Origin of the sequence: Roseateles sp. L2-2 (assembly GCF_050613215.1) — a bacterium.
Lineage (GTDB): Bacteria > Pseudomonadota > Gammaproteobacteria > Burkholderiales > Burkholderiaceae_C > Roseateles > Roseateles noduli.
The window spans coordinates 5922566-5948301 of the sequence record NZ_CP192509.1 but is presented as its reverse complement, the minus strand read 5'-3'; the positions used below and the strand labels follow the sequence as shown (position 1 = coordinate 5948301).

At 69.4% G+C, this 25736-nt stretch carries 25 protein-coding genes; 14 read left to right on the top strand and 11 right to left on the bottom strand.

Features of this window, described 5'->3' with window-relative positions; translation table 11 throughout:
* Positions 1 to 5 precede the first annotated feature (5 nt).
* Genes gmhB through ACQZ13_RS26510 form a run of 3 tightly spaced genes read left to right on the top strand, consistent with a single transcriptional unit; the run spans position 6 to position 2437 of the window.
* The gene (gmhB, locus tag ACQZ13_RS26520) at positions 6 to 656 is read left to right on the top strand and encodes a D-glycero-beta-D-manno-heptose 1,7-bisphosphate 7-phosphatase (RefSeq protein WP_431048832.1); all 651 of its coding nucleotides are present in this window, start codon (positions 6 to 8) and stop codon (positions 654 to 656) included.
* The gene (locus ACQZ13_RS26515; RefSeq protein ID WP_431048831.1) at positions 656 to 1498 is read left to right on the top strand and encodes a lysophospholipid acyltransferase family protein; all 843 of its coding nucleotides are present in this window, start codon (positions 656 to 658) and stop codon (positions 1496 to 1498) included. The genes gmhB and ACQZ13_RS26515 overlap by 1 nt, the downstream gene beginning before the upstream one ends.
* Positions 1499 to 1513: 15 nt before the next feature.
* The gene (locus ACQZ13_RS26510; RefSeq protein WP_431048830.1) at positions 1514 to 2437 is read left to right on the top strand and encodes a M48 family metallopeptidase; all 924 of its coding nucleotides are present in this window, start codon (positions 1514 to 1516) and stop codon (positions 2435 to 2437) included.
* A 409-nt stretch (positions 2438 to 2846) separates the two neighbouring features.
* On the opposite strand, the gene ACQZ13_RS26505 is transcribed toward ACQZ13_RS26510, so the two are convergent.
* Positions 2847 to 3902, bottom strand: a complete 1056-nt coding sequence (locus ACQZ13_RS26505) for an MBL fold metallo-hydrolase (RefSeq protein WP_431048829.1) — start codon at positions 3900 to 3902, stop codon at positions 2847 to 2849.
* A gap of 45 nt (positions 3903 to 3947) precedes the next feature.
* Between ACQZ13_RS26505 and ACQZ13_RS26500 the strand changes: the two genes are divergently transcribed.
* Genes ACQZ13_RS26500 through ACQZ13_RS26485 form a run of 4 tightly spaced genes read left to right on the top strand, consistent with a single transcriptional unit; the run spans position 3948 to position 7251 of the window.
* The gene (locus ACQZ13_RS26500) at positions 3948 to 4409 is read left to right on the top strand and encodes a MerR family transcriptional regulator (RefSeq protein WP_431048828.1); all 462 of its coding nucleotides are present in this window, start codon (positions 3948 to 3950) and stop codon (positions 4407 to 4409) included.
* A gap of 8 nt (positions 4410 to 4417) precedes the next feature.
* Positions 4418 to 4807 carry an S-adenosylmethionine decarboxylase family protein gene (locus ACQZ13_RS26495; RefSeq protein WP_431048827.1) on the top strand — a complete coding sequence of 130 codons (390 nt, stop codon included), beginning with the start codon at positions 4418 to 4420 and terminating at the stop codon, positions 4805 to 4807.
* Positions 4808 to 4849: 42 nt separating this feature from the next.
* Positions 4850 to 6133: a YjgN family protein gene (locus ACQZ13_RS26490; protein WP_431048825.1), complete on the top strand. Its 1284-nt coding sequence runs from the start codon at positions 4850 to 4852 to the stop codon at positions 6131 to 6133.
* A gap of 14 nt (positions 6134 to 6147) precedes the next feature.
* Positions 6148 to 7251: a M48 family metallopeptidase gene (locus tag ACQZ13_RS26485; protein WP_431048824.1), complete on the top strand. Its 1104-nt coding sequence runs from the start codon at positions 6148 to 6150 to the stop codon at positions 7249 to 7251.
* A 9-nt stretch (positions 7252 to 7260) separates the two neighbouring features.
* On the opposite strand, the gene ACQZ13_RS26480 is transcribed toward ACQZ13_RS26485, so the two are convergent.
* Both ACQZ13_RS26480 and ACQZ13_RS26475 read right to left on the bottom strand, forming a co-directional pair.
* Positions 7261 to 10509 (bottom strand): prolyl oligopeptidase family serine peptidase, encoded by a 3249-nt coding sequence (locus ACQZ13_RS26480; protein WP_431048823.1) that lies wholly within the window; start codon positions 10507 to 10509, stop codon positions 7261 to 7263.
* A gap of 66 nt (positions 10510 to 10575) precedes the next feature.
* Entirely contained in the window at positions 10576 to 11271 is a 696-nt protein-coding gene (locus ACQZ13_RS26475) for an alpha/beta hydrolase (protein ID WP_431048822.1), read from the bottom strand.
* A 184-nt stretch (positions 11272 to 11455) separates the two neighbouring features.
* Between ACQZ13_RS26475 and ACQZ13_RS26470 the strand changes: the two genes are divergently transcribed.
* From ACQZ13_RS26470 to ACQZ13_RS26460, 3 genes are all read left to right on the top strand, one after another.
* Positions 11456 to 11821: a PspC domain-containing protein gene (locus tag ACQZ13_RS26470; RefSeq protein ID WP_431048821.1), complete on the top strand. Its 366-nt coding sequence runs from the start codon at positions 11456 to 11458 to the stop codon at positions 11819 to 11821.
* Between the two features lie 101 nt (positions 11822 to 11922).
* Positions 11923 to 12600 (top strand): helix-turn-helix domain-containing protein, encoded by a 678-nt coding sequence (locus tag ACQZ13_RS26465; RefSeq protein WP_431048820.1) that lies wholly within the window; start codon positions 11923 to 11925, stop codon positions 12598 to 12600.
* Positions 12597 to 13214, top strand: a complete 618-nt coding sequence (locus ACQZ13_RS26460) for a hypothetical protein (protein ID WP_431048819.1) — start codon at positions 12597 to 12599, stop codon at positions 13212 to 13214. The genes ACQZ13_RS26465 and ACQZ13_RS26460 overlap by 4 nt, the downstream gene beginning before the upstream one ends.
* Before the next feature lie 35 nt (positions 13215 to 13249).
* Here ACQZ13_RS26460 and ACQZ13_RS26455 read toward each other — a convergent pair whose 3' ends face one another.
* Entirely contained in the window at positions 13250 to 13900 is a 651-nt protein-coding gene (locus ACQZ13_RS26455; protein ID WP_431048818.1) for a class I SAM-dependent methyltransferase, read from the bottom strand.
* A gap of 110 nt (positions 13901 to 14010) precedes the next feature.
* On the opposite strand from ACQZ13_RS26455, the gene ACQZ13_RS26450 reads away from it, so the two are divergent.
* Both ACQZ13_RS26450 and ACQZ13_RS26445 read left to right on the top strand, forming a co-directional pair.
* The gene (locus ACQZ13_RS26450) at positions 14011 to 14586 is read left to right on the top strand and encodes a hypothetical protein (RefSeq protein WP_431048817.1); all 576 of its coding nucleotides are present in this window, start codon (positions 14011 to 14013) and stop codon (positions 14584 to 14586) included.
* A gap of 57 nt (positions 14587 to 14643) precedes the next feature.
* Positions 14644 to 16692, top strand: coding sequence for an alkaline phosphatase (locus ACQZ13_RS26445; RefSeq protein WP_431048816.1), 2049 nt, complete (start codon positions 14644 to 14646; stop codon positions 16690 to 16692).
* A gap of 260 nt (positions 16693 to 16952) precedes the next feature.
* Here ACQZ13_RS26445 and ACQZ13_RS26440 read toward each other — a convergent pair whose 3' ends face one another.
* Both ACQZ13_RS26440 and ACQZ13_RS26435 read right to left on the bottom strand, forming a co-directional pair.
* Positions 16953 to 17297 (bottom strand): type II toxin-antitoxin system ChpB family toxin, encoded by a 345-nt coding sequence (locus ACQZ13_RS26440; protein WP_431048815.1) that lies wholly within the window; start codon positions 17295 to 17297, stop codon positions 16953 to 16955.
* Positions 17291 to 17542, bottom strand: a complete 252-nt coding sequence (locus ACQZ13_RS26435) for an AbrB/MazE/SpoVT family DNA-binding domain-containing protein (protein ID WP_431048814.1) — start codon at positions 17540 to 17542, stop codon at positions 17291 to 17293. Before ACQZ13_RS26435 ends, ACQZ13_RS26440 begins: the two co-directional genes overlap by 7 nt.
* 322 nt (positions 17543 to 17864) lie before the next feature.
* On the opposite strand from ACQZ13_RS26435, the gene ACQZ13_RS26430 reads away from it, so the two are divergent.
* A complete protein-coding gene (locus ACQZ13_RS26430; RefSeq protein ID WP_431048813.1) occupies positions 17865 to 18314 on the top strand; it encodes a hypothetical protein in 450 nt (149 codons plus the stop codon).
* Positions 18315 to 18473: 159 nt separating this feature from the next.
* Entirely contained in the window at positions 18474 to 19748 is a 1275-nt protein-coding gene (locus ACQZ13_RS26425; protein WP_431048812.1) for a hypothetical protein, read from the top strand.
* Positions 19749 to 19766: 18 nt separating this feature from the next.
* On the opposite strand, the gene ACQZ13_RS26420 is transcribed toward ACQZ13_RS26425, so the two are convergent.
* The 5 genes from ACQZ13_RS26420 to thiC are packed head-to-tail and all read right to left on the bottom strand — an operon-like array spanning position 19767 to position 25590.
* A complete protein-coding gene (locus ACQZ13_RS26420) occupies positions 19767 to 21470 on the bottom strand; it encodes a bifunctional hydroxymethylpyrimidine kinase/phosphomethylpyrimidine kinase (RefSeq protein ID WP_431048811.1) in 1704 nt (567 codons plus the stop codon).
* Entirely contained in the window at positions 21467 to 22318 is an 852-nt protein-coding gene (locus ACQZ13_RS26415) for a thiazole synthase (protein ID WP_431048810.1), read from the bottom strand. The genes ACQZ13_RS26420 and ACQZ13_RS26415 overlap by 4 nt, the downstream gene beginning before the upstream one ends.
* A 1-nt stretch (position 22319) precedes the next feature.
* On the bottom strand, positions 22320 to 22538 hold the full coding sequence (gene thiS, locus ACQZ13_RS26410; protein ID WP_431048809.1) for a sulfur carrier protein ThiS: 219 nt from the start codon (positions 22536 to 22538) through the stop codon (positions 22320 to 22322).
* Complete coding sequence (locus tag ACQZ13_RS26405) at positions 22535 to 23668, bottom strand: FAD-dependent oxidoreductase (protein ID WP_431048808.1); 1134 nt, start codon at positions 23666 to 23668, stop codon at positions 22535 to 22537. The genes thiS and ACQZ13_RS26405 overlap by 4 nt, the downstream gene beginning before the upstream one ends.
* A 5-nt stretch (positions 23669 to 23673) precedes the next feature.
* Positions 23674 to 25590: a phosphomethylpyrimidine synthase ThiC gene (thiC, locus tag ACQZ13_RS26400; RefSeq protein WP_431048807.1), complete on the bottom strand. Its 1917-nt coding sequence runs from the start codon at positions 25588 to 25590 to the stop codon at positions 23674 to 23676.
* Positions 25591 to 25736 lie beyond the last annotated feature (146 nt).

Sequence of the window (25736 nt, the reverse complement as noted above, 5' to 3'; positions counted from 1 at the left end):
ACCCGATGCCTACCCGGTCCGACCATCCGCACGGCATGAAACTGGTGATCCTGGGCCGCGACGGCACGATCAACCGCTACCGCGACGACCACGTGAAGTCGCCCGAGGAACTCGAGCCGCTGCCCGGCGCGCTCGAGGCCGTCGCGCGGCTCAACCACGCCGGCTGGCACACCGTCATGGCGACCAACCAGCCGGGCATCGGCCGCGGGCTGATCGACATGGCCTCGCTGAACGCGGTCCATCTGCGGCTCAACCAGCTGCTGGCGGAGAAGGGCGGCCGGCTCGACGCCGCGTTCTTCTGCCCGCATGCGCCGGAAGACAACTGCAACTGCCGCAAGCCGCTGCCGGGCCTGATCGAACAGATCGGCGAGCGCTTCGGCGTCGACCTGAAGAACGTCCACATGGTCGGCGCCAGCGTGCGCGACCTGCAGACGGCGCACAACGCCGGCTGCGTGCCGCACCTGGTGCGCGGCGACCGGCTGTCCGGCGTCGACGAGGCGCAGTTGCAGGAGCAGATCGCGCTCGTGCCCGGCTCGCGCGTGCACCAGGACCTGGCGGCCTTCGCCGAAACCCTCATCCACGCGGAACGCCGCGCCCGCGCCGAAGCGCGGGGCGAATCCGCCGAACCCGATACCGCTCCTGGAGAACTGGGCTGATGCTCATTGCGCTGCGTTCCATCCTTTTCGTCGTCTACCTGATCGTCACGGTCATTCCGTGGGGCAGCGCGGTGGTGCTCTGCTCGCTGTTCCTGAACAGCACCCAGCTCTACTGGATGTGCGCCAACTGGCTGCGCATCGCGATCTGGGGCGCCAAGCTCATCTGCGGCGTGCACTGGCGCGTGCGCGGCATGGAGCACCTGCCCACCGATCCGAAGCAGTCGGTCATCCTGCTGTCCAAGCACCAGTCGACCTGGGAGACCTTCGCCTACCCGATGCTGATGCCGCGTCCGCTGGCCTACGTGTTCAAGCGCGAGCTGATCTACATCCCGTTCTTCGGCTGGTCGATGGCGCGGCTGGACATGATCCACATCGACCGCAGCAAGCGCAGCGAGGCCTGGAACAAGGTGGCCGCGCAGGGCAAGCGCATCGCGGCGCTGGGCAACTGGATCATCATGTTCCCGGAAGGCACGCGCGTGGCGCGCGGCAAGGCCGGCGACTACAAGACCGGCGGCTCGCGCCTGGCGGTCGAGACCGGCGTGCCGGTGGTGCCCATCGCGATGAACTCCGCCAGCTGCTGGCCGCGCAAGAGCTTCCTGTTGAGACCCGGCACCATCGACGTGTCCATCGGCCCCATGATCCCCAGCACCGGTCGCGCGCCGGCCGAGCTGATGAAGGAAGTGCAGGCCTGGATCGAGACCGAGATGCGGGTGCTGGACCCGGCGGCCTATCCGGCCGCCGCGTCGGGCAGCCTGCCTGAAGCGCCGACCGAAGCGCCGACCGAAGCGCCGCCCGCGCCCCCGGCTCCTCCTGCGCCGCCGCCCGCGCCGGCGGCGGTCTGATTACACTCGCTGTCCATGCTGCCTCCCAAGCTGCGGGGACTGGGCGCGCTGCTGAACAGCTTCACGCAGTTGTCGCTGTTCGACAGCGAGCCCCAGCCCCAGCCCGTCCACCCGACGACGTCTCCGCTGCCTCCGCCGGAGCCGCTGGCGCCGACGCCGCGATCCCGCGGCGACGCCGGCGCCTCCACGCGTCAGGTCTTGCTCCAGGGGCAGTCCATTCCCTATGAGCTCAAGCGCGCGCGGCGCCGCAGCATCGGCTTCACCGTCAGCGAGGACGGCCTGCGCGTGTCTGCGCCCAAGTGGGTGCCGCTGGGCGACATCGACAAGGCGCTGCAGCAGAAGGGCGAATGGATCCTGCGCAAGCTCGTCGAGCAGCGCGAACGCGCGCGGCGCACGCAGGCGGCCCGCGTCCATTGGGGCGACGGCTGCAGCCTGCCGTACCTGGGCGAACCGCTGATCGTCGTGCTCGACCCGTCGTTGACGGGCGCACGGCTCGACGAAGGCCAGGCCGACCCGCAGCCGACGCTGGCCACGGTGCCGCGCCGCATGCTCTACCTCGGCCTGCCGCAAGACGCGACCCCCGACCAGATCCGCGACACCGTGCAGGCCTGGCTGCAGCGCCAGGCCCGGCAGCGCTTCGAACTGCGCTGCCGGCACTTCGCCGGCCCGCTGGGCGTCACGATGACGGGGCTGCGACTCTCCTCCGCGCAGACGCGCTGGGGCAGCGCCAGCGCCGACGGCATGATCCGGCTCAACTGGCGCTTGATCCACTTCTCGCCGGCGCTGATCGACTACGTCGTCGCGCATGAGCTTGCTCATCTCAAGGAGATGAACCACAGCCCGCGTTTCTGGGCCGTGGTGAAGTCCGTGTTCCCCGAATACGAACTGGCGCGCGATCGGCTCAAGCAGGCGGTGCTGCCGCTGATGGACGAGGCGTAGGCGTACTGCGCCGACCCTCACCCCCACCCTCTCCCGCAGTGCGGGAGAGGGGGCCACACCAGCGCCCCTCTTACTCCCTCTCCCGCACTGCGGGAGAGGGCAGGGGTGAGGGTCGGGTCAGTGGCAGAGCCTCTTGAAGAAGCGGGCTCCCCCTTCAGGGGGGCTTGTAGCTAATTTGGGTGTGGCGACACACTAGGGATTGCTGTCATCACTCGCATCTGAGTCAGAACCTCCTCCCGCGTTCCGCTCGTGGCGGCGCTCAGGGTTCCCCGGCCGACAGGCCGCGTCAGGACAACCCGCGCTCAGAGCCGACAAGCTGATGCATAAAAAGGCGCAGCGCCGCCGTCCCGTGATCGGGGCGGCGGCGACTGTCTTTCTGGGGTTCGTTTTTTCCTGCTTCAGGCGGAGATCACGCCGAGAAGCGATGGATGCCGTCCTCGTCCAGCGAGCGACGCAGCTGTCCGCCCAGCCACAGCCGGTTCAGGTGAGCCACCGCCTCGCCCATCGCGAAGGTCGTCTGGTGCAGGTCCAGCGGGCGGCGGAACATCATCGGCAGCAGCTCCGCCGCATGGCAGGGCTTGGCGGTGCAGGCTTCCAGCACTTCCGCCAGGCGCTCGCGATGGTGCTCTTCCAGCTGATCGATGCGCGAATGCAGTCCGCGGAAAGGCTTGCCGTGCGCCGGCAGCACCAGCGTGTCGGCCGGCAGCGCGGTCAGCCGAGCGATCGAATCCAGGTAGAGCTGCAGCGGATCCGCTTCCGGCTCCACGTCGAGCACCGAGATGTTGGTCGAGATCCGCGGCAGCATCATGTCGCCGGAGATCATCACGCCCATGGACTCGCTGAAGAGGCTGATGTGTTCCGGCGCATGGCCGTAGCCCACGAGACAGCGCCAGTCGTGGTCGCCGATGCGCACCGTCATGCCGTCCATCAGCCGGCGGAACGCGGCCGGGATCGCCGGCACCATGCTCGGGTAGTAGCTGGCGCGACCGCGGATCTTCTCCAGCGCCGCGGGATCGCTCAGCCCATGGCTGCCGAAGAAGGCCGCCGCCGCTTCACCGCCCAGACCGACCGTCGACGAGGACGCCACCCGCGCCAGCTGGTAATCGGTCGCGCTGATCCACAGCCGGCACTGCCAGCGCTCCGTCAGCCAGTGCCCCAGTCCGAGGTGATCGGGATGGAAGTGCGTGACGATCACGCGCAGGACCGGCAGCCCGTCCAGGCGTTCGGCGAACACGCGCTCCCAGTTCGCTTTCGTCGTGTCGTTGTGGATCCCGCAATCGACGATGGTCCAGCCCTCGCGGCCGTCCAACGTGTCGCGCAGCAGCCAGAGGTTGATGTGGTCCAGCGCGAAGGGCAGCCCCATCCGCACCCAGCGCACGCCGGGCACCAGGTCCAGCGCTTCGCCGGGGCCCGGCAGCGTGTCGCCCAGGGGGTAGGAGAGTTCCGATTCGCGAGGATTGGCCATGGCTTTAGACTTACGTTTACGTCAACGTCATTTGCCAGTGTAGCCATGAGCCCCTCTCCCCGCCCGACCCCGGCCGACGACCTGTCCGAGGACGCGCTGCCCGAGGCCGGCGACGACGCGGGCCCGTTGTTCACGATCACCGAGCTGGCGGCCGAGTTCGACATCACCCCCCGCGCCATCCGTTTCTACGAGGACATGGGCCTGCTGACGCCGGCTCGCGCCGGTCGCAACCGCGTCTACACGCAACGGGACCGCACACGGCTGAAGCTGACGCTGCGCGGCAAGCGGCTGGGCCTGTCGCTGCAGGAGATCAAGCAGCTCGTGGACATGTATGACAGCCAGTCGGACACGGTCCCGCAGGCGCGCGCCTTCCTCGACGTCCTCCAGCAGCATCGCCGCCAGCTCCAGCAGCAGCTGAACGACATCGAGATCACCTTGGAAGAGATCGCCTTGCACGAGGAACGCTGCCACGTGCTGCTGTCGGAAGCAGGCCAGTCGGCCGATTGATCGCGCCCATGAACGGCTTGCACCTCACCGCCGACCTTGCCGGCTGCGTCAACAGCGGACTGCTGATTGACGGGCCAGGTCTTGCCCGGTCGGTCCGAGCGGCCGCCGAAGAAGCGGGCCTGACCGTCGTCGGCGAGCACTGGCACCGTTTCCCTGACGCCGCCGACGGCCAGCCTGGCGGCATCACCGGCATGCTGTTGCTGGCCGAATCCCATGTCGCGCTGCACACCTGGCCGGAGATCGCCTCGGTGACGCTGGACGTCTACGTCTGCAATTACGAGGGCGACAACTCGGAAAAGGCGCGCGCGCTGATGGCGGCGCTGGTGGCGCTGTTCCAGCCGGCTGACGCCCGGCATCACGCGCTCGTCCGAGGGCGGCTGGGCGCCGAAGTGCTTTAGTAGACTCTCGCCCGGGCCGCCTAGAGCCCGGGAGTCGAGGGATTGATCGAGAGCACGACCGAGCTGACGCTGGTGCCCAAGGCACCGCGGGAGGCGCCAACCCCGTCCGCGCCTGTGCGCGGCGCGGTGTCGGCGTCGCCTGCGCCTGCGCCTGCGCGGCCGGCGGTCCGGCCGTCGGGGGCGTCGTCCGCGCTGGGCGGGCTGGCGGTCCAGCGGCACGCCCAGCGGCTGGAGTTCACCGGCGCCGGTGCCGACTACTTCCGCATCTGGATCATCAACCTGCTGCTGACGCTGGCGACGCTGGGTGTCTATTCCGCCTGGGCGAAGCGGCGCAAGGCCCGGTGGTTCGCGCGACACACGCTGCTGGCCGGCGAGCCTTTCGATTTCCATGGCGACCCGCGCCGCATCCTCGTCGGCCGCGTGCTGGCGGTGGTGCTGCTGGTGGCCTACCTCCACGTGTTCGACGGCGCCGCGGTGGTGGGCCTGGCCACGCTGGGCGCGCTCTACGCGATCGGACCGCTGCTGTTCGGCAGCGTCCATCGCTTCAAGCTGGCCAACACCAGCTGGCGCGGCATGCGCTTCGGTTTCGAGGCGGATGCCGTCACCGTCTACGCGTCCTGCATGCCGATGCTGGTGGCGTGGACGCTGGTGTCGGTCATCGGCGGGCTGGGGCTCGGCCCTCTCGTCGACGGCCTGGCGGGTGTCGCACTCGTGCTGCTGCTGCCGCTCGCGCACGGCCGGCTCAAGCGCTTCCAGCATGCGCATGCCCGCTACGGCGCGCTGGCCTTCGACTTCAAGCTGTCCCTGGACGCGTTCTACGGCCTGTACCTGCGTCTGGCCGCCGCGCTGATCGTCGCCGGCGCGGTGGCGGGCCTGCTCGGCGTGGGACTGTCGATGGGACTGAAGCAGGTGATGGGCGCGGAGGTCCCGTGGCTCGCGACCTTCCTGCCGCTCGGGGCCCTCGGCGTGGTCGGCGTCATCGCCTGGCCGGTCTACGTCGCGCGACTGCAGCACCTGGTCTGGCACAGCACCCGGCTGGGCGACGGGATTGAGTTCGCGTATGAGCTTCCCGTGGTTCCCCTGTTCAAGACGCTGCTGGTCGGTGGCCTGCTGACCTTGCTGACGCTGGGCCTGTACTGGCCGTTCCTCGTTGTGCGCCTGGCCAAGCTGCGCATCGAAGGCCTGACGGTGCTGTCCGACATGCCCATCGATGCGGTCCTCGTGCGGGCGCCTCAACGTCGTGGTCCTGGTCCTGGTCGCGGTCCCGGTCGCGGCGCGGCCGGCGACGGCGCCGCCGGGGCCTTCGGCCTCGACATCGGCTGGTGAAGGCAAAACCCGGCATGAGACCGCAGATCCACACCGCCACCGCCCGCTGGTTCGACGGCGCCGAGAACCGGCCGCAGGAAGTGCGCGTGCGCCTGGGCCGGAACCACCTCGAATTCATGCCGTGGCCGCCGCGCGGGCAGTCGGCCTCGTCGATGCCGCCGTCGGAGGCGGAACTGGCCGCGTCGCGGCCGTCGATGCCCGGCCTGCGCCGCTACACCCGCAAGGCCCTGCAGGTCGGCGAATGGTGGCGCGGTCGACCCACGCCCGTCGGCCTGCCGGACGGCGGCACGATCTGGCTCCCGGCGGACAGCGCCATGGGCCGGGTGCTGGGCGGACAGTCGCTGATGGCGCAGACCGCCGGCAGCTGGAGTCTGGCCGTGTGCGCGCTGGTGGCGCTGATGGCGCTGGTCCTGTGGTTCGACCGCCAGGGCGCGAGCCTGCTGGCGCGCGCCGCGCTGCCGCTGATCCCGACGCAGCTCGACGACGCCGTCGGCAAGCGGGTCGAGCAGCAGCTCGAGTCCACGTGGCTGAGACCCTCCCGGGTGCCGGCGCAACGCCAGCAGGCGATACGCGCGCGTTTCGCCGAGGTCGCCGGACGGGTGTTCCCGGGAATGATGTTGAACGTCCGATTCGCGCGCCAGGGCGACCTGCCCGGATTCAACGCGATGGCGCTGCCCAACGGCACGATCTTCGCCTTCGACGGTCTGGTCGAGGCGCTCAGCGACGACGAGCTGGTCGCCGTGCTCGGCCACGAGGCCGGCCATGTGAAGCACCGGCATGCCATGCGCCATCTGGTGCAGGGGGCCGGGCTGCTGTCGGTGGCGGGCGTGGTGCTGGGCGACTTCCAGTCGGTCGCGGCAGGGGCGTTGCCCATGGCCCAGACGCTGGGTTACTCGCGCGACGCGGAGCGCGACTCCGACGCCGAGGCGCAGCGCCTGATCCTGCGCGAACATCTGCCCAACGAAACGCTGGTCGGGGCATGGCTCAAGGTGCTGGAGGCGCGGCGGCGGGACGGCCGCGTCGACACCGGCACCCCGTGGCTCTCGACGCATCCGCCGATCGGCGAGCGCATCGAGAGCGCGCGGCAGGCCGCGCAGAACGCGGAACCGCAGCCCTGAGTCGACGCCTTACCTGGCGCTCGAGGTGGGTGCGGCGGGCGTGGCGGTCGACGATTCCTGGCCCTTGGCCACGGCGGTCTCGGGCGTCGCCGGCTTGAACTGACCCATCACGTCGCGTTTGCCACGCTCAAGGTAAGGCACGGGTTGGTCCATCCACGCCGGGCGCGGGCTGCCGAGCAGGTAGTGGTCGAAGAACTCGGCCATGTGCACGGTGAAGTGCTTCATGTTGTCGCGCTCGCGCAGACCGTGCTTCTCGCCGTTGTAGTTGAACCAGTACGCCTCCTTGCCGAGGCGGCGCAGCGCGGTGAAGAACTCGATGCCCTGGTACCAGGGCACGGCATCGTCCTCGTCGTTGTGGATGGTCAGGTAGGGCGTGGTGACCTTGTCGACGCGGAAGATCGGCGAGTTCTCCAGGTACAGGTCCGGACGCTCCCAGGGCGTGGCGCCGATGCGGCTCTGGCCGTGCTCGTACTGGAACGCGCGGCTGATGCCGGCGCCCCAGCGGATGCCGCCGTAGCCGCTGACCATGTTGGCCATCGACGCGCCGGCCTCCGCCGCGCGGAACTGGTTGGTGTGCGTGATCAGGTAGTTGATCTGGTACGCGCCCCAGCTGTGACCCTGGATGCCGACGCGCTTCGGATCGACGTAGCCCTTGGCGATCTGCTGGCGGATCGCCGGCAGCACCGTGTTCATCGCGCTCTTGCCCGGATGACCGGTCGTGTAGACGATGTCCGGGCGCAGCACGAGGTAGCCGTTGCTGACGTAGCGCGTGACGTTGATGTTCTGCGCCGGCGCCGGCGGGATGTAGCGGTACCGGTTGTCGGTCATCTTCTCGTAGATGTAGACCATCATCGGGTACTGCTTCTTCGGGTCGAAGTCCGCCGGCTTGGCGAGCAGCGCCCGCAGCTTCTTCCCGTCGGCGGCGGTGTACTCGACCAGTTCCTGCGTGCCCCAGGCGTAGCGCGACTGCTGCGGATTGGCGGCGCTGATCTGCTGCGGCTGCTGGAACGCGAGCGTGGAGGTCCACAGGTCCGGGAACTGCGTGAAGGTCTGCTGCGTGAAGACGATGCGGTCCGCATCCTTGGCCTTGATCAGGCCCCCGATCATGCGGTCGTCCTGGATCAGGGTCTTGGGCGCACCCCCGGTCGCATCGACGCGGAAGTAGCCGCTGGCGCGCGTGATGTCGTGCGTGCCGGCCAGCGTCAGCGCGTCGGCGGGCAGCGGCTTCTTGTCGGCGTCCTCGGGATCCAGCGGCACGACGCGCAGCTGCACCTGCTGCTTGCGGCCCCAGCCCTGCGTGAGGTTGCGCGACTGGCCGGTGGCCGGCTGCACGGCCCAGAGGTCGAACTTGTCGTAGACGACGACGCTGTCGTCGTCGGCAGTCCAGCCGGCGCTGCCGTAGGGGGAGGGCAGGTCGGGGACGTCGCGGTCGTCGTTGTCGAAGCGCGACTTGATCTTGCCGGTCAGGTCGACGGCGGCGGCGGTGTCGGTGCGCCAGGCCATCCAGCGCGCGGTCGGCGCGTCGAAGCCCAGCACGTAGCGGCCAGCCGGCGACAGCGTCGGCGCGTGACGCAGCTTGCGCGCGAGCGGTCTGGCCGCGCCGGTGTTGAGGTCGACGGCGTAGGCATCCATGTAGGCGCCTTCCCAGGACATCAGCTGGCGGTAGGGCAGTTCGCTCAGGCCGAGCGCGACGGCGGCGTTCTCGTTGACCTGGATCGTGGGGAGCTCCTTCGTCCCGAGCTGGACGAAACGCGCCGCGTCGACGTCGGTGCCGAGGTGCACGACCGCGCGGTAGTTGCGCGCGCGTTCGCGCTCGGCCTTGGCCTTCTGCGCGGATTGAAGCTCCGGATCCTTCCAGTGCCAGAGGTCGACCTTCATCGGCTCGGGCGCATCCTTGGGCTCCGGCGCGGGGAGTTCGGCGGTGCCGAGGAACAGGCGCTGGCCGTCCTTGCTGAAGGCGAGTGCGGCGTGCTCGCTCGGCGTCCAGCCGGCGGGCATGCCGGCGGTCTCGCCGCTGACCAGCACCGAGGCGCGCTCCTGGCCGGCCTTCCACAGGAAGAGCTTGAACGGGGTCGGATCGGGCTTGTCGGCCTTCTCGTCCTTCTTCTCTTCCCTCTTGTCGTCGGCCTTCTTCGCCTTCTCGGCGACCTTGGTCTCCGCGATGTGGTCGCGGTTGCTGACGAAGGCCAGGCGGCGGCCGGCCTCGTCGAAACGCAGCTGCTTGTAGCTGCCGGCGCCGGACATCACCGCGCGCGCCTGAGTCGGCGAGGCCGGGTCGATGACGTAGACGCCTTCGCGGGCGGTTTCGTCGGTGGCAGGTTTTGCCTCGGCGACGGTGGCGGCGGCGTCCGAAGCGCCGGAAGCGCCAGGAACACCCGAAGCGGCGGTGGCGGATGAAGGCACCGCTGCCGGCGCGGCCGGCTTGGCCGCGTCCTTCTTCGCCGGCTCCTTGACGGAGACCACGTAGGCCAGCAGCGTGCCGGCGTTGTTCCAGGCGAAGTCGGACGCGTCCTTGAAGGTGTTGCGTTGCTTCGTCTCGGCGTCGATCAGCAGCAGGTCGTTGCCGGGGGCCTTCTTCGCGGAGGGGCCGCCGCCTTCAGCGGGCGCTTCCTGGTCGGAGAGGGTGTCGACATCGCGGAGATCGCCATCGCTGTCGACATCCGCCTTCGCGGCCGACGGCTTCGTGTCCTTGGCGTCCTTGGCGTCTTTCTTGGCCGGCGCCTCCATCAGCAGCGCCAGATGCTGCCCGCCGTCCTTGCCCCAGGCGAAGCGCTTCACGCGCTCGACGACGTCGACCTTGCCGGTGGCGAGATCCATCCACGCCGCGCCGGCCTTGGGCGCGTCGTCGCCCTTCTTCTTGTCCTTCTTGGCCTTGTCGAGATCGACGCGCGTCGGCTGCACGGCGAAGGCGACGAAGCGTCCGTCGGCGCTGAACTGCGGCGAGGTGCCGCGCGGCGCGCGGTACTCGCGGCCGTCGGCGACGTGGCGCACGACGAGTTCTCCGTCGGCCTCCTGCGCGACCAGCGCGTAGGCGATCCATTGGCCGTCGCGGCTCAGCTGCGTGTGCTGGATGCTGCGCCAGGTGGCATAGACGTCGTGCGTGATCGGCAGCCTGGCGGCGACGGGCTGGCCGACGGCGGCTGCTGCGGCGGCGACCGGCGTGGCGGACTGCGGCGGTGTGGCCGCGGCCAGCGGCGCGAGCGGCAGCAGGGCGAGCGACAGCGCGGGGAGCGAGGACAGGAAGGACCGGGTGGACATAGTCGGAGGAAGGAGTCGGGAAAGGGGCGGGAAGGCGGGGGAGCCGAGATCGGAGGAGGCAGCGGCTCAGCCGCCCGCCGCGTCTGCCGCGGTCAGCGTCTTCACGAGCCAGGCCTGCAGGGCCTGGATCTCGTCCATGGCGACCTCGTGGGCCATCGGGTACTCATGCCACTCGACCTCATAGTCGAGCCGGCGCAGCTCGGCCAGCGACGCATGCGCCCGGGCGGGCACGACGACGCCGTCGTTGCTGCCGTGCGCCAGGAAGATCGGGGTGTGCGCGTTGGCGGCGTTGCGTTCCGCCTCGGTCGTGCCGAGGACCGGCAGATAGCCGGACAGGCCGACCAGCCCCGCGAGCCGCTTCGGATACCGCAGTCCGGTCATCAGCGTCATCGCGCAGCCTTGCGAAAAGCCCATCAGCACGACGCGCTCCGGCGGGATGCCGAACTCGCTCTCCTCACGGGCGATCAGGTCCTCGACCAGGCGCTGCGACACGCGCAGGCCGTCGGCGTCCTCGCGCTGGCTGAGGTCGCCATGGCGGATGTCGTACCAGGCGCGCATGCGCATGCCGCCGTTGATGGTCACGGGGATCTGGGGCGCGCTGGGCAGCACGACGCGCAGGCCGCCCAGCGCCAGCACCGGCGACAGGTCCAGGGCCTGGACCACGGGCACGAAGTCGTTGCCGTCGGCGCCCAGGCCGTGCAGCACCAGCAGGCTGAAGCGGGGCGCCTCGCGCGTCTGCAGTTCGATGGTTTCGAGGATCATGGACGGGAATGCTAGTCCGGCGCGCGGCGCCGGACCTGGGTGGAAACGCCCTGTCGCGGCTCATCCGCTCCGCATCGCGCCCAGATGCAGCCGGTCGCACGCGGCTCGCGGCGTGAGGCGCCGATGCGTAGTCTTCAACCCATCGCATCCACCGATGCACCACTCTCCCGGAAAGGAGCCCACCATGTCCGACAGCGAAGAACTCAACCGCCTGGCCGATCTGCATCAACGCGGCATCCTCAGCGACGAGGAGTTCGCGAAGGCCAAGGAACGCGTGCTGAACGCCAGCGCCCGGTCGTCGAGCTCGACCTCCTACGCCTACGCCACGCCGCACGGCAACAGCAGCGGTGCGCCGGTGGTGAACGCCATCAACACCTTCCGCCGCAGCCGCGACGACCGCTGGATAGGCGGCGTGTGCGGCGGACTCGCCCGGCTCAGCGGCCTGGCGGCGTGGTTCTGGCGCATCGTGTTCGTCGCGCTCACGACCTGCGCCGGCGGTGGCGTGCTGCTGTACCTGCTGCTGTGGATCTTTGTGCCGTTGGAGGAGTGAAGCAGTTGGCGACAGCCGCCTCTCGACGGCTGTTTCCTATTTTTTGATATTTTCGAGTTTGATATGATGAGCGCTCCCTGGCATTCCGACGGAGACCACTGATGCCTCGCGCTCACCACACTGTTGCCAAGGCCGCCGCCGTCGCGAGGTACGTGTCCCACCTTGCGGATCCGCTGAACCCCATCGCCGAGCAGGTGGGGAAGGTGGTGGCTGCCGAAGTGAAGAGCTTCGTGTGTCCGCCGACCAAGGTCGGCAGGAACGCCTCCGCGGGTGCTTCTGAAACCAGTTCGGTCGATCTGGAGGCCTACATCACGGTGCTTGTCGCCAAGGCCCTGGACCGGTCCCTGAGCGCCCGGACCGCGGAAGGCAAGGCACTGCGGATGGCGCTGATCGCCAAGTTGGCGAACGCCGAGGCCGATGAAGGCGCCGTGTCGGAGGCAAGACCGGCGGTGGCGGACGGACTGCTCACCACGGCGCAGGCGGCGTCGAAGCTCGAAGTCAGCCGACCCCACGTGTCCATGCTCTGCGATCAAGGCAAGCTGGGCGAGGTCGTCATGACAGAAGGAGGGCATCGCCGCATCCGGGCTTCGGCGGTGCAGGCCTACCTGGAGGATCGGACCAGGCAGTTCGACGGAGCCAAATCCCCTCGTGAGGCGGGCATGGAAGCTGGGTTGTACGACGTCCCGGAAGGGCACTTCAAGAACGTCGTCCGAGAGAGCGCAGGCGCTTCCAAGTCAATGAAGGCCGCCACCAAAGCAGGTCGCAAGATTCGTCCGTGAACCGCAGCGACACGTTCGTCGTCCTGGATACCTGCGTGCAACTCAGGCTGCGGCTGAGCGACGTCCTCATGGACATGCGGGCGGAGGGCCTGTTCTCGGCGCACTGGACGGCAAACATCGATGACGAGTACCTCCGCAACATGGTGAAGGTCTACGGCATCGATCGAACGAAGGCGGCGGGTCGCCTTCGCGCCATGAAGGTTCGCTGTCCGGAGTGGGAGGTATTCATGTCGAGCGCCGACTTCGAAGCCGTGCCGAAGCAGGTCGACGCGAAAGATCGACACGTGGCAGCGGCAGCTCTGGCACTTCGGCATGCGGCTGACCGAGATACCGAAGGAGATGAGAGCCCCGTGTACGACGTCATCCTGCTGACGGACAACATCAAGGATTTCGCTGTGACGCAGATGAAGCGTCTGGGTGTCAGGGTGCTGCGTCCCGGCGAGTTCCTGGATGAGGTCTTCGACGCACATCCCGAGGCGATGTCTCGCGCAGTGTCTCAAGCCGTCAAGGAGCTCAAGAAACCGCCCTACACGCTGGCGGAACTGCTCGATGTGCTCCGTCAGGCTGGAGCGAAGCGTCTGGTGGCCGGCATGGACAAGACGCGTTCGAGGTGAAGCCCGCCTCCGGATGAGCGTCGTGAAGGGGCCAGCTAGACATGGCCTTTCAACACATACGCGGAGGCGAGCCAACGGCGCTCGACCTCCGCGTTCTTCATTCGAGCCTCCAGCAAGCGCCACGGACAGTCGAGCCCGTCCATGCGCACGATCGAATGCATCGCCGCCCCGAGCACGAACAGGTTGCTCATCGGCATCCACGGCGGCGCCCAGGCCAGGCCCGCCGCCACGATGCGCGCGCCGGGCTTGAGGGCGGCGAAGGCGCGCTGCAACCCCTCTTCGCTCTGCAGCACGTCGTGCGTGAAGAAGAAGATCGCCGCGTCAGCGCGGCGCGTGCCGAGCACGGAGGCGTAGTCCGCGTCTTCCGCGGCGACACCGAGGTAGTCGATCGGCGTGGGAAGGTGATCCACCCGCGCGCGTTGCTTGGCCTGACGCATCATCGTGTCGCAGGGCTCGACGGCGACGATCCGGCCGGTACGGCCGACGGCGGCGCTCAGGCCGGGCAGGCTCAGCCCGGTGCCCGCACCGATGTCGAGCACGGTCTGCCCCGGCTGCAGGTCGAGCAGGGCGATCGCCTCGCGACGCAGCGGCGCCACCGGCATCAACTCGTAGTCGTAGACCGGCGCACGCCGCGCGTAGAGCGCGTTGGCGGCTTGCCGACCGGGACTGGGGTCTGGCGTGTTCATGGACTCCCTTGTGCTGCCGGGCCAGCTTCGCGTGGCGCGGAGGCCGGTGTCAAGCAAGAAAAACGGAGCGTCACGGAACCGTCATGCGGGACCGAAAGAATCGCGTCCCTATGTGCGTCCAACTCACCACAGGTACGCGGCTTGCCCGTCGTGCCGCCCGCTCGATCGCCGTGCTCTGCGCCGCCGTCGTCCTTCCTCTGGCCGCCTTTGTGGCGCACGCCGAGTCCGCGCCGCTCGCGACGGCGACCGATGCGACGTCCGACCTGAAGTTCTCCCAGTTCTTCAAGTCGCCGATCGGTCCGGCCGGGCTGGAGTTGTCCGACGCGCTGCGCGCCGCCGACGGTCGCCCGGTGCGCCTGGTCGGCTACATGGTCGCGCAGGAGCAGGCCAGGCCCGGTCGCTTCTGGCTCACGCCGCGCCCGGTGCGCATGAGCGAACACGCCGACGGCGAGGCGGACGACCTGCCCGCGGCGGCCGTGACGGTGTTGCTCGATCCGTCGCAACAGGAACGCCTGGTCGCCCATCGCGACGGGCTGGTGGTGCTCACCGGCACGCTGTCCATCGGCCGCGTCGAAGACGAGTCCGGCCGGGTCTCCTGGATCCGCCTGCAGCTGCCGCCCGGCGCGCTCGAAGCGCAGTCGGCGTCCGCCTCCGCCCAGCCCGACAGCCGCGGCCATCGTCATTGACCTGTTCCTGACCGCAGCCCGCGCGGTTCCCGATTTCCCCGACTCGAGTCCTCCACGATGAAACACCTGCCTTCCCTGCTCGCCGGCGCCTGCGCGCTGCTGGCCTTGAGTGCCGCCCAGGCCGCGCCGACCGTGACGCGACTGACGCCGCCGAGCGAGCGTTTCTCCACCGGCCAGCCGGAGCCCGTGATCGCGCGCTTCCTGCCCGGTCAGCGCTTCGACCTGCAGGCGACGATCAAGCCGGACGCCGGCCAGCGCATCACGGCCGCGCGCTTCGTGATCGACGGCAAGCCGGTCGACGCGACGGTCGCGCTGCGCGACTGCGCCACCGGCTGCGTGAAGGGCGTGAGCGCGGAGACCGCGATCGCCACGATCCGCGCGGTGAGCTTGGAGAAGGCCGGCCGCCACGAGTTCAGCGTCGAGGCCACGCAGTCGGATGGCCAGAAGGTTGCCGCCACCGGCAACTTCGATGTCGTGCCGTTCACCGCGGCCATGGGCCCGAAGGTCAAGAACATCATCATCCTGCTGGGTGACGGCATGGGCGCGGCGCAACGAACGGCGGCCCGCATCGTCAAGGGCGGCTATGCGCAGGGCAAGGTGATCAACCCGCTGGCGATGGACACTTTCCCGGCGACGGGCATGGTCAAGACGGCGTCCTTGAACTCGGTGGTGACGGACTCGTCGCCGGGCATGACGTCCTACGTCTCGGGCAACAAGAACAACAACAATGAAGAAGGCGTGTTCCCCGACGACACGATCGAGCCCTTCGACAACCCGCGCATCGAATACCTGTCCGAGTACCTGCACCGCACGCAGGGCAAGGCGCTGGGCATCGTGACGACGGCAGATGTGTTCGACGCGACGCCGGCCGGCAACGCGGTGCACACGAGCAACCGCGGCGCGGGCACCGGCATCGTGGACCAGTTCTTCGATGACCGCTCGCGCACGGGGCTGACCGTGCTGCTGGGCGGAGGCCGCAAGTGGTTCCTCCCGGCGGGCACGGCGGGCTCGGAGCGCGCCGACGGCAACGACTACGCGTTCTCAGCGACCGATCCCCACACCTCGGAGATCGTCAAGCGCTGGGGCGCCGCGCCGGGCGCGAAGGACAAGGGCCGCGACCTGATCCAGGAATTCCAGGGCGCGGGCTACCGCTACGCGCCGACGAAGACGGCACTCGAAGCCGCCACGGCGGGCGCGGGCGCCGACAAGCTGCTCGGCCTGTTCGCGTTCTCCAACATGAACGTGGCGCTGGACAAGATCGACGGCCGACGCGGCGCGAAGAAGGGCCTGGCGGGCGGCAGCGTGGTCGACGACTACGGCTTCCCCGACCAGCCGATGCTCGACGAGATGGCCAAGGCCGCGATCGCGACACTGAAGAAGCAGCAGAAGGGCTTCGTGCTGATGATCGAGGGGGCGTCGATCGACAAGCAGGCGCACAACATGGACAGCGAGCGCTGGATGCTGGACACGATCGAGTTCGATCGGGCGGTGCAGGTCGCGCAGGATTTCGCGCGCGAGAACGGCGACACGCTGGTCATCGTGACGGCGGACCACGAGTGCTCGGGCGCGGCGCTGATCGGCGGCTCGATGCTGACAGACCAGGCGCTGCTGGACGCGGCGACGAAGAAGGGCGCGGCCAACCTGCGCGACAAGGTCGTCGGCGTGTACGAGAAGGCGGGCTTCCCGCGCTATCGCATCGCTGCGGACGGCTACCCGGAAGCGACCGACATCGACTATCGCCTGCTGGTGGGATACGGTGCGAACGCGGACCGCTACGAAGACTGGCGCACGAACGCGACGCCGCTGCGGGATTCGCAGCAGCCAATGGCCAAGTCCGAACCGCTGAAGTGGTACCCGGCCAACGCCGCCGAGCGCGACGACGCGACGGGCGAGTTCCTGGTCACGGGCCAGGTGCCCGGCGAGCAGGCGGTGCACACGGCGACGGACATCCCGCTGTCGGCCTTCGGCCCGGGCGCGCTGGCGTTCACCGGCGTCATCGACAACACGGACGTGTTCTTCAAGCTCGCGCAGGCGGCGGTGAAGGGTGCGACCGCACCGGCCGATGCGACCGGCGCGAAGCGGCCGGCGAAGGTGGCGAAGAAGTAAACGTCACTGCTGCGCAATGACTTCGATCGAGGGGCCTGCGGGCCCCTCGTCGTTTCTGCAACAGCCTCGACTGCTTCGATGAACCTGTCGGCGCTTGGACGCAGAATGCGTCTTGCCCTGGTGGCCTTCTCAATCTTCCAGCCCTAACGGGACTCATCTGGAAAACCGCTCGTTGTGGCCTTCGGAAGCCCAGGCGTATCGATTGGGCTTCTATCGTTCGTGGCCTGCACGTCGTGACGACGTCGTCGCGTCCGTTGCGCCTATTGCAGCAATGCGGAAAGTCGCGCTAAGGCGTCGTCGATCACTTCGGCCGGCGCCTGCTCGATGCGTCGTGCTTTGCGCGCGTCGAGGTCCAGCATTCTGATCTTGTTGACCAGGGCCGCACCTTGGGTCTTGCATCCTGTGCCGGTCAGCGTGACCGCGAACCCCGCATGGCGAGCGAAGTCGCCTCCCTGGGTGATGGGCGCCACCAACGCGTCTCCGAGCGCGTTGAATGCCTTGGGAGTGAGCACGAGGGCGGGGCGAGTCCCGCGCTGCTCGTGCCCCAGGACGGGATCTAGCGGCACCGCGACGATGTCCCCTCGGTCAAAGACTTTCCTCACCACACTTCACCGCCTTCCGGCTTCATGCTGTCCCAGGCCGCCATATCTGCCGGCGCCGGCGCGGAAAGATCGCACTGGGCAATCATCTCGGCCAGCGTGTACTTGCGCTTGGGCGTCAGGACGATGCGGCGGTCGGACGTGGTCTCCAGCGTCAGCGCGTGGCCGGCGGTCAAGCCCAGGTTGCGGAGCACGGTCGGGGGGAGGATCAACGCGGTACTGTTTCCCATTTTCTTCAACACCACTTCCATGGTCGCGCTCTCCGTCTGCAGGTTGCCCTGAATTCTAGGAAGTCGCGTGATCGGTGTAAAACAAAGTTGTACGTTCAATGCAACGCCGGGCGGTCCCTCGGGAGGCCGTTGCAGTGGAGGAGCAGTCGGACCGCCCAGCGCGCATCGAACGAGCCCTCATCTTGCGCACGACTGTCGTCGTTAGGAATCACGCGAAAGTAGGATCGAAGAGGGGTGCTGAGAATCCCGAAAAAGTAGGAAGTCAGGGGGAGGCAAGGTCGCTCTCTTCGACTCCTCGCCGCCAAAGGAACATGCAGACTCGTTTCCGGGATTGGGCTCCTGGATGACGGCGAGGCAGTTCGCGATCTTCGAGATCTATTTCCACCTGGGAGAGGCCGCGCTTTCGGAGGTCCGACGCGTGGCGTTCGGCGCCTACGACTGGACACAGGGCAATGCGCTGGAGATCCTGTGCCGCTTCGCAGCGTCCGGTCTGGAGCGCGACGCGATCCTGAAGGAGATTCGAGAAGAGTCTCCAAACTTCCGCGAGGAGGCCACGATCTACGCCATGGGACCGCTGATGGCGGAGAAGGAGTACACACCCGCCCTGGAAGAGATCATCGTCTTCCTTCGCGACGAGGCCGGCTTCGACTGGGCCTATGAGGAAGTCATGGCGCAGCAGGTGCGCGCCGCGGCTCCGAAACCACCAAAGCAGGCCACGCAGGCGCCCATGGCATCTGGCCCGACCGCGGTGAGTGTCGGCGGGCGATCGAAGCCGTGGTGGAAGTTCTGGTGAAGGCGGCGCTGGCCGAAGTGGCCTGCGAAGGTGGCGAAGCGGTCACCGGACTCCGATCCCCGTGCCTCGCAAAAGCCGCTGTCATCGGCGGCCTTTTCCGTTGAGGGCAGATCCTGCGAGCAACACTGATCGGGCTCCCCGGTTTCATGAGGAGCTCTCATGCGTTCTATCGTCCTTTCCTCCGTGCTCGTGCTCGCTGGTGTCTGGTCCGGTGCGGCCGTCGCAACATCGCCCCCGAACACGACGTCGAGCACGGCCTCGACGTCTCCCCCTGCGGCCGGTGCGCCGGGTGAATGGAAGCCGTGGTGGGGCGGCTGGGTACGGCTGGAAGCCGACCGCAATCTGAGTTGCCTCAGCCCCGACGGGCAGAACTGCTTCTGGCGCGGCGAAGTCGTCGATCCGCAAGCCGATGACGCGGCGACACGGCATCCGCTGGTGTGCGGAGCCGCTCACCAGGAGAAGTGGGGCATCAACGGGTACAACGACGACAACAAGGACCATGGCGAATTTCATTGGTGCCGGTCCGCGTATGCGACGCTGTTTGCGAAGTGGGTGAACTACGCCGGGCTGGGGGTGAAGAAATGGCTGGCCGAGACGCCGGCCGGCGATGTCATGTGCCACTCGACGGACGGCAGGACCTGCTCGGAGGCCGCCGAGGGCGCGACCGCACCGCCCGAGGCGCGGGAGATCCATCCGCTTGTCTGCGGCGCGCATTACCGCCGGATCTTCGACAAGGAGAGCTACGACGAGCCCGGCCACTGGTGCCGCACGCCCAGGATCGACGAAGACTTCGGCATTCGCCTCGCCCAGGGGGAATCCTGGGAACCGGTGATCGGCAACGGATGGGGGGCCGTGATCGAGCCCGCATTCCTCGTGCGGATCAACCTGCCTGAGGGCCGGTCGTTGGCATTGCGAACGGTCGCGGAGCTCAAGAACGAAGTCGTCTACAAGAAGCAGGTCCTGAAGGAGGCCGCCTTCGGCTTCGAGTTCGGGCGGCAGGTCGGCTTCCACCTCCAGGATTCCGGCGTCGTGGCTCAGAACGCGATCTGGCGGACGCCGCTGGTCAGTCATGGAAAGATCATGGCGGCCATGACGGTGACGAAGAACGGCAATGCCTGTTTCTTCGTGGCTCCTGACAGTGCGGAGCGCGACACGCCCTTCTTCGCCAAGCAGCATTTCATCGGCAGTACCGTGGGCATCAGGGACGACAACGGCCAACCGATCAGCTTCGTCCGCAGTCCCGGTTTCACCCCCACACAATGGGGAACTTCGCCCTCCGACTGGCGCGCCGACCCGGGCGCGGGACTCGTCATCGATCAGGTCGTGGCGCTCTATGACCGGTACGTGCCGGACGAACGCCGTCCGGGCAAACGTCGTTTCATCACCTATGCCGACCCCTGCGACAAGGCGGATGCCCTGACCACCGCCTGGTGAGGCCACCGGCGCTTCGCCTCACCGCAACCGCCCATTCGCCACCATCTCCTCCGCCGCCCGCACCAGGCACATGGCCGACGCGCCGGCGGCCATGCCGGCGCGCCACTGGCGTTCCTCCAGCACGCCGCCGATGCCGACCACCGGCGCACCGGCCATGCGTGACCACCATCGCAGTTGCGCCAGTCCTTGCGAGAGCCATGGCATGTCCTTGGTGGTCGTCGGCCACAGCGGGCCGCAGGCGATGTAGTCCGGCGCCAGGCCGCGCGCGCGGGCGAGTTCCCACAAGCTGTGGCTCGACAGCCCGAGGCGAACGCCGTGCCGGGCGCGGCGCTGCTGCAGGTCCTCGCGGTCCTCGACGCTCAGGGCCGACCAGTCCTCCTGGCCGAGGTGCAACGCGCGTGCGCCTTCTTCGAGCGCCAGGCGCCAGTGGTCGTTGATCCACAAGGTCGCCGAGCGGCCGGCCATGTCGCGCACCGCCTCGCGGATCGCCGCGCGCAGCGCGTCTTCGTCGATCGCCGGGCCGCGCTTGATGCGCAGCTGCAGGTGGGTGAAGTGGCCGCTGAGCGCGAGCGCGGTCACGCGCTCGGGACGATCCGTGATCGCATACAGACCAGTGGCGAACGGCGCTGCGCGGCGCGACGCCGGCCAGAGCACCTCGCGCCACCGCGTCAGCGTCGCGCGGTCCGGCGAGGTCTCGTCGTCGAAGCTCATCACCGGCATCGCACCGGCGTCATCGACGAAGTGCCGGTCCGGTCGCAGAGGGCCCGCGCCGGCGCCCGCCGCGTGGCCGTCGCGTAGCGCGCACCAGGTGAGCATCTTCGCGAGGATCACCGCGTCCGGCACCGCGAAGCCGCGCGCGAGCGCCGCGGCCGCCGCGGTCGCGAAGGTGCAGCCGCTGCCGTGGTGATGCGGCGCGGCGCCGTCGCGGCCGGACAGCCGCGGCAGGGCGATCCATCCGGTCGCCATCGGACTGTCCAGCCAATCCATCGAGAGCCCGTCCACCTGCGCCGCATCGTCGCCGCCGGTGATGCAGACGGCGCGCGCACCCATGCCGCGCAGCATCGCGGCCAGCTCCGGCACCGGCAACTGGCCCGAGGCGACGCCGAGCAGCCGCTCCGCCTCGCGCCGGTTCGGGGTGATCAGCGTCGATCGCGGGATGAGCTGATGGCGGTAGGCGCCGAGCAGCGCGTCGTCGCAGAACGCCGCGCCGCCCGCGCTCGCGCCGAGCACTGGATCGACGACCAGCGGCGCGTCGCCGATCTGCGCGAGCAGCGCGTCGACCGTCGCCGCGCTCGCGAGCAGGCCCGTCTTGACGATGCGCGGGGGCAGGTCTTGTCTCAGCGCACTCAGTTGCGCGCGCACCTGGCTGGCCGGCAGGGGGAACACCGCGTTCACGCCCATCGAGTGCTGTGCCGTCACGGCCGCGACGATCGGGCACAGGTGCACGCCCATCGCCGCCGCCGCGCGCGTGTCCGCGCTCAAGCCCGCGCCGCCGCCGCTGTCGGTGCCGGCGACGCTCCAGACGATGGGCGGCGACGGGTCGTCGGTCCACGGCGTCAGCGTCAGGAGGTCCGGGTCGACCGGTGCGGCCCAGGGCGAGGGCAGGCTCGGATGGGGCACCAGCGGCGACGGCAAGGCCGCCCCGGCGGATTCGCGCCGATCGGGGCTGCCGATGCGATCGGTCCGCTCCCCGTGTGCGCTGCGTTCGCTCTCGTCGTTCATGCGTCCCCCAGCAGGAAGGCGTGGCCGCTGACCGGCGTGCTCGCGACCGCGAAAGCCTGCGGCGCCATCAAGCCGGCATGGAAGGCGCGCCGCCCCGCGCGCACTGCGTCGCCGAATGCGCCGGCCATCGCCACCGGATCGCCGGCCTGCGCCACCGCGCTGTTCAGCAGCACGGCGTCGAAGCCGAGTTCCATCGCCCGCGCCGCCTGCGACGGCGCGCCCAGGCCCGCGTCGATCACCAGCACCGTGTCGGGCAGGCGCTCGCGCAGCGTGCGCAGCCCGTGCAGGTTCAGCAGCCCCTGGCCCGAGCCGATCGGCGCGCCCCAGGGCATCAGCAGCGGACAACCGGCGTCCAGCAGCCGCCGGCCGAGGATCAGGTCCTCCGTGCAGTAGGGGAAGACGACGAAGCCCTCGCGCACGAGTTCCGTCGCCGCCGCGACCAGCTCGAAGGGATCGGGCTGCAGCGTGTGGTCGTCGCCGATCACTTCGAGCTTGATCCAGGCGGTGCCGTAGAGCTCGCGCGCCATGTGGGCGAGCTGCACCGCCTCGCGCGCGCTGCGGCAGCCGGCGGTGTTGGGCAGCAGCCGGGCGCCCTGCTCGCGCCCGACGGCGAGCGCCTGCGCCAGCGCGCCGTTGTCGCCCGCCTGCAGCGTGCGCTTGAGGCCGACGGTCAGCAGCTGCGTGCCGGACGCGCGGATCGCGTCGCACAGCGTCGCGGGGCTGGGATACCCGGCCGTGCCGAGGAAGAAGCGGCTGTCGAGCGCGACGCCGTCGATCAGCAGCGGATCGGTCGCCTTCGGCACGATCGCTGGTCGATCGGCGGATGGCGGAGTGGCGGTGAGCGGCATGTCAGCCTCCGACGATCGGTTGGAAGAAGAGCACGACGTCGCCGTCGTTGAGCGTCGTGCCGGCGCGTGCGTCGCGCGCGACGAAGCGGCCGTTCAGCGCGGTGGCCACCGCGGCGGCCTCGCGCCGTTCGAGTTCGAGCAGCTGCGCCAGCGTCGCGCCGGCGGGCATCGCCACGGCGCGGTCGTCGAGCCGCACGGTGATCGGGGGGAGGGCGGTCATGGGGAGGTCTCCAGGAGAGGGGCGGCGGGTCCGGCCGGTCCGGCCTGTCCGGCCAGTCGGGCCATGTCGAGCAGCCGCTCGACCAGCGCCGGCGCGAGCAGCCAGCCGTGGCGGTACAGGCCGTTGAGCCGCAGCAGGCCGGGCTCGTGATGCGTGAAGGGCAGGTTGTCGGGCAGCGCCGGCCGGAGATGCCGGTCGAGCCGCACGATGCGCGCCTCCGACAGCGCCGGCAGCACGCTCTGCGCCGCCGCCATCAACTCGACGGCGGAGCGCAGCGAGACCGGGCTGCGGTCTTCGCTCTCGATCTCGCTGGCGCCGACGACGATCTCTTCGTCGGAACGCGGCACGAGGTAGACGCGATGCCGCGGATGCAGCAGCCGGACGGGGCGGCGCAGACCGTGCCCCGGCAGGGACAGCGTGACGATCTCGCCGCGCACGCCGCGCAGCGGCAGCGGCGGCCGCGCGCCCAGCCCGCGGGCATCGATCGCCCAGTCGCCGTGCCAGTGCCCGCCGTCAGCGAAGTGCAGTGCGCCGGGCAACACCTGGTCGACGGGACGCGACCAGTGCCAGCGCGCCGCGGCAGCCGTCGCGCCGGCGTGCAGCGCGGTCATCGCGGGCCCCGGCGCGATGAGACCTTCCCGCGGCAGCAGCCAGCCGCGCAGGCCCGGCGCCAGCATCGGCTCCAACGCGCGCAGCGCGTCGGCATCGAGCGGCTCCGCGCCCGGCATGCGCATCAGCGCGCGCTGCGCCGCGCCCAGGTCCGCACGATGTGACAGCAGCAGACTGCCCTCGATGCGCAGCGGCACGGTGCCCGGTGCCGGACTCGATCCCGAGGACGACGTCGAGACCGGGTTCGAGTCCGGTGCCGGTCCGGACAACGAGGCCACGATGTCGGGCCACAAGGCCAGCGACCGCCAGCCCAGCGCGGCGATCTCCGCGCCGCCCTGTTCCTGCTCGGCGAGCGGACTGAGCATGCCGGCGGCGCTGAACGCCGCCGCGCCTTGCGCGTCGAACGCGGGCTCTGGACCGGGCGACGCGTCGAAGACCTCGACGCGATGCCCGGCCCGCGCGAGCGTCCACGCGAGCAGCCGCCCGGCGAGCCCCGCCCCGGCGATGGCGATCGTGGCCATCGCGCTCAGGCCTGGCGGATCGGGATGTAGAGCTCGCCGCCGCCGGCCAGGAATTCGGCGCTCTTCTCGCGCATGCCGGCTTCGGCCGTGAGGCCTTCGCTGCCGCCCTCACCGCCGCCCTCACCGCCGCCGTTGGCGGCCAACTGCGCGCTGTACTCCCGCACGTCCTGCGTGATCTTCATCGAGCAGAACTTCGGTCCGCACATCGAGCAGAAGTGCGCCACCTTCGCGCTGTCCTTGGGCAGCGTCTCGTCGTGGAACTCGCGCGCCGTCTCGGGATCGAGGCCGAGGTTGAACTGGTCCTCCCAGCGGAACTCGAAGCGCGCCTTGGACAGCGCATCGTCGCGCGCCCGGGCCGCCGGATGGCCCTTGGCGATGTCGGCCGCGTGCGCCGCGATCTTGTAGGCCATCAGGCCCTGCTTGACGTCGTCGCGGTCGGGCAGCCCCAGGTGTTCCTTGGGCGTCACGTAGCACAGCATCGCGCAGCCGAACCAGCCGATCATCGCGGCGCCGATGCCGCTGGTGATGTGGTCGTAGCCCGGCGCGATGTCCGTCGTCAACGGGCCCAGCGTGTAGAACGGCGCCTCGTCGCAGTGCTTGAGCTGCTCGGTCATGTTGGCCTGGATCATGTGCATGGGCACATGACCCGGGCCTTCGATCATGGTCTGCACGTCGTGCTTCCACGCGATCTTGGTCAGCTCGCCCAGCGTGCGCAGCTCGGCGAACTGGGCCTCGTCGTTGGCGTCCGCCAGCGAGCCCGGCCGCAGCCCGTCGCCCAGCGAGAAGCTCACGTCGTACGCCTTCATGATCTCGCAGATCTCCTCGAAGTGCGTGTAGAGGAAGTTCTCGCGATGGTGCGCGATGCACCACTTCGCCAGGATGGAGCCGCCGCGCGACACGATGCCGGTGCGGCGCTTGACCGTCATCGGCACGAAGGGCAGCCGCACGCCGGCGTGGATGGTGAAGTAGTCGACGCCCTGTTCGGCCTGCTCGATCAGCGTGTCGCGGAACAGCGCCCAGGTCAGGTCCTCGGCCACGCCGCCGACCTTCTCCAGCGCCTGGTAGATCGGCACGGTGCCGATGGGCACGGGGCTGTTGCGCAGGATCCAGTCGCGCGTCGTGTGGATGTTGCGGCCGGTGGACAGGTCCATCACCGTGTCCGCGCCCCAGCGCGTGGCCCACACGAGCTTCTCGACCTCCTCCTCGATGCCCGAACTCACGGCGGAGTTGCCGATGTTGGCGTTGACCTTGACCAGGAAGTTGCGGCCGATCGCCATCGGCTCGACTTCCGGGTGGTTGATGTTGGCCGGGATGATGGCGCGGCCGCGGGCGATCTCGTCGCGCACGAACTCGGGCGTGATGATCCCGGGGATCTGCGCGCCCAGGCCCTGGCCGCGCAGACGCTGTTCGCGCTCGGCGTCGGACAGATACTCGTGCATCCACGCGCGGCGGCCGTTCTCGCGGATCGCGACGTACTCCATCTCGGCGGTGACGATGCCGCGGCGCGCGTAGTGCATCTGCGTCACGTTGGCGCCGGACTTCGCGCGGCGCGGCGGGCGCGTCAGCGCGGCGCTCTGTGCGCGCAGCGCGTCCTGCTGCGCGGCCTCGCGCAGGCCGTCGTCGAACAGCTTTATCGGCCGGCCGGTGTAGGGCTCGGTGTCGCCGCGCGACTCGACCCAGGCGGCGCGCGTGGCCGGCAGGCCGCGTCGCACGTCGGTGGCGACGGCCGGATCGGTGTACGGGCCGGAGGTGTCGTAGACCGCGAGGCGTTCGCCGTTGGTGAGTGCGATCTCGCGCAGCGGCACGCGCAGCTGCGGATGCAGCACGCCGTGCTCATGCGTCTTGGTCGAGGCGGGCAGCGGGGCGCGGCTGGCGGCGAGGCGCTCGTGGAAGGTGGCGTCGGCGGGGGTCAGGTCGTTCATCGGGGTCTCCGGTTGGGCGCCGGAGGCTGAATCGACGGGAACGGGCGGGCGTTCGGAACAGACCCCTTCCTGGGCAGGGGGCGCACGGGGCGGTGGGGGACCGCGTGGCATCGGTGCGGGCCGGGGAGGCACGCGTTCTCGCCGAG

Coding starts and splice junctions, on each gene's coding strand:
- ACQZ13_RS26420 (WP_431048811.1), bottom strand. CDS start 21,470: ATGAACGACGAGAGCGAACGCAGCGCACACGGGGAGCGGACCGATCGC.
- ACQZ13_RS26485 (WP_431048824.1), top strand. CDS start 6,148: ATGAGACCGCAGATCCACACCGCCACCGCCCGCTGGTTCGACGGCGCC.
- ACQZ13_RS26480 (WP_431048823.1), bottom strand. CDS start 10,509: ATGTCCACCCGGTCCTTCCTGTCCTCGCTCCCCGCGCTGTCGCTCGCC.
- thiC (WP_431048807.1), bottom strand. CDS start 25,590: ATGAACGACCTGACCCCCGCCGACGCCACCTTCCACGAGCGCCTCGCC.
- ACQZ13_RS26475 (WP_431048822.1), bottom strand. CDS start 11,271: ATGATCCTCGAAACCATCGAACTGCAGACGCGCGAGGCGCCCCGCTTC.
- ACQZ13_RS26505 (WP_431048829.1), bottom strand. CDS start 3,902: ATGGCCAATCCTCGCGAATCGGAACTCTCCTACCCCCTGGGCGACACG.
- ACQZ13_RS26425 (WP_431048812.1), top strand. CDS start 18,474: ATGCGTTCTATCGTCCTTTCCTCCGTGCTCGTGCTCGCTGGTGTCTGG.
- ACQZ13_RS26500 (WP_431048828.1), top strand. CDS start 3,948: ATGAGCCCCTCTCCCCGCCCGACCCCGGCCGACGACCTGTCCGAGGAC.
- ACQZ13_RS26405 (WP_431048808.1), bottom strand. CDS start 23,668: ATGGCCACGATCGCCATCGCCGGGGCGGGGCTCGCCGGGCGGCTGCTC.
- ACQZ13_RS26510 (WP_431048830.1), top strand. CDS start 1,514: ATGCTGCCTCCCAAGCTGCGGGGACTGGGCGCGCTGCTGAACAGCTTC.
- ACQZ13_RS26445 (WP_431048816.1), top strand. CDS start 14,644: ATGAAACACCTGCCTTCCCTGCTCGCCGGCGCCTGCGCGCTGCTGGCC.
- ACQZ13_RS26495 (WP_431048827.1), top strand. CDS start 4,418: ATGAACGGCTTGCACCTCACCGCCGACCTTGCCGGCTGCGTCAACAGC.
- ACQZ13_RS26465 (WP_431048820.1), top strand. CDS start 11,923: ATGCCTCGCGCTCACCACACTGTTGCCAAGGCCGCCGCCGTCGCGAGG.
- ACQZ13_RS26430 (WP_431048813.1), top strand. CDS start 17,865: ATGACGGCGAGGCAGTTCGCGATCTTCGAGATCTATTTCCACCTGGGA.
- ACQZ13_RS26450 (WP_431048817.1), top strand. CDS start 14,011: ATGTGCGTCCAACTCACCACAGGTACGCGGCTTGCCCGTCGTGCCGCC.
- ACQZ13_RS26455 (WP_431048818.1), bottom strand. CDS start 13,900: ATGAACACGCCAGACCCCAGTCCCGGTCGGCAAGCCGCCAACGCGCTC.
- ACQZ13_RS26415 (WP_431048810.1), bottom strand. CDS start 22,318: ATGCCGCTCACCGCCACTCCGCCATCCGCCGATCGACCAGCGATCGTG.
- ACQZ13_RS26470 (WP_431048821.1), top strand. CDS start 11,456: ATGTCCGACAGCGAAGAACTCAACCGCCTGGCCGATCTGCATCAACGC.
- thiS (WP_431048809.1), bottom strand. CDS start 22,538: ATGACCGCCCTCCCCCCGATCACCGTGCGGCTCGACGACCGCGCCGTG.
- ACQZ13_RS26435 (WP_431048814.1), bottom strand. CDS start 17,542: ATGGAAGTGGTGTTGAAGAAAATGGGAAACAGTACCGCGTTGATCCTC.
- ACQZ13_RS26515 (WP_431048831.1), top strand. CDS start 656: ATGCTCATTGCGCTGCGTTCCATCCTTTTCGTCGTCTACCTGATCGTC.
- gmhB (WP_431048832.1), top strand. CDS start 6: ATGCCTACCCGGTCCGACCATCCGCACGGCATGAAACTGGTGATCCTG.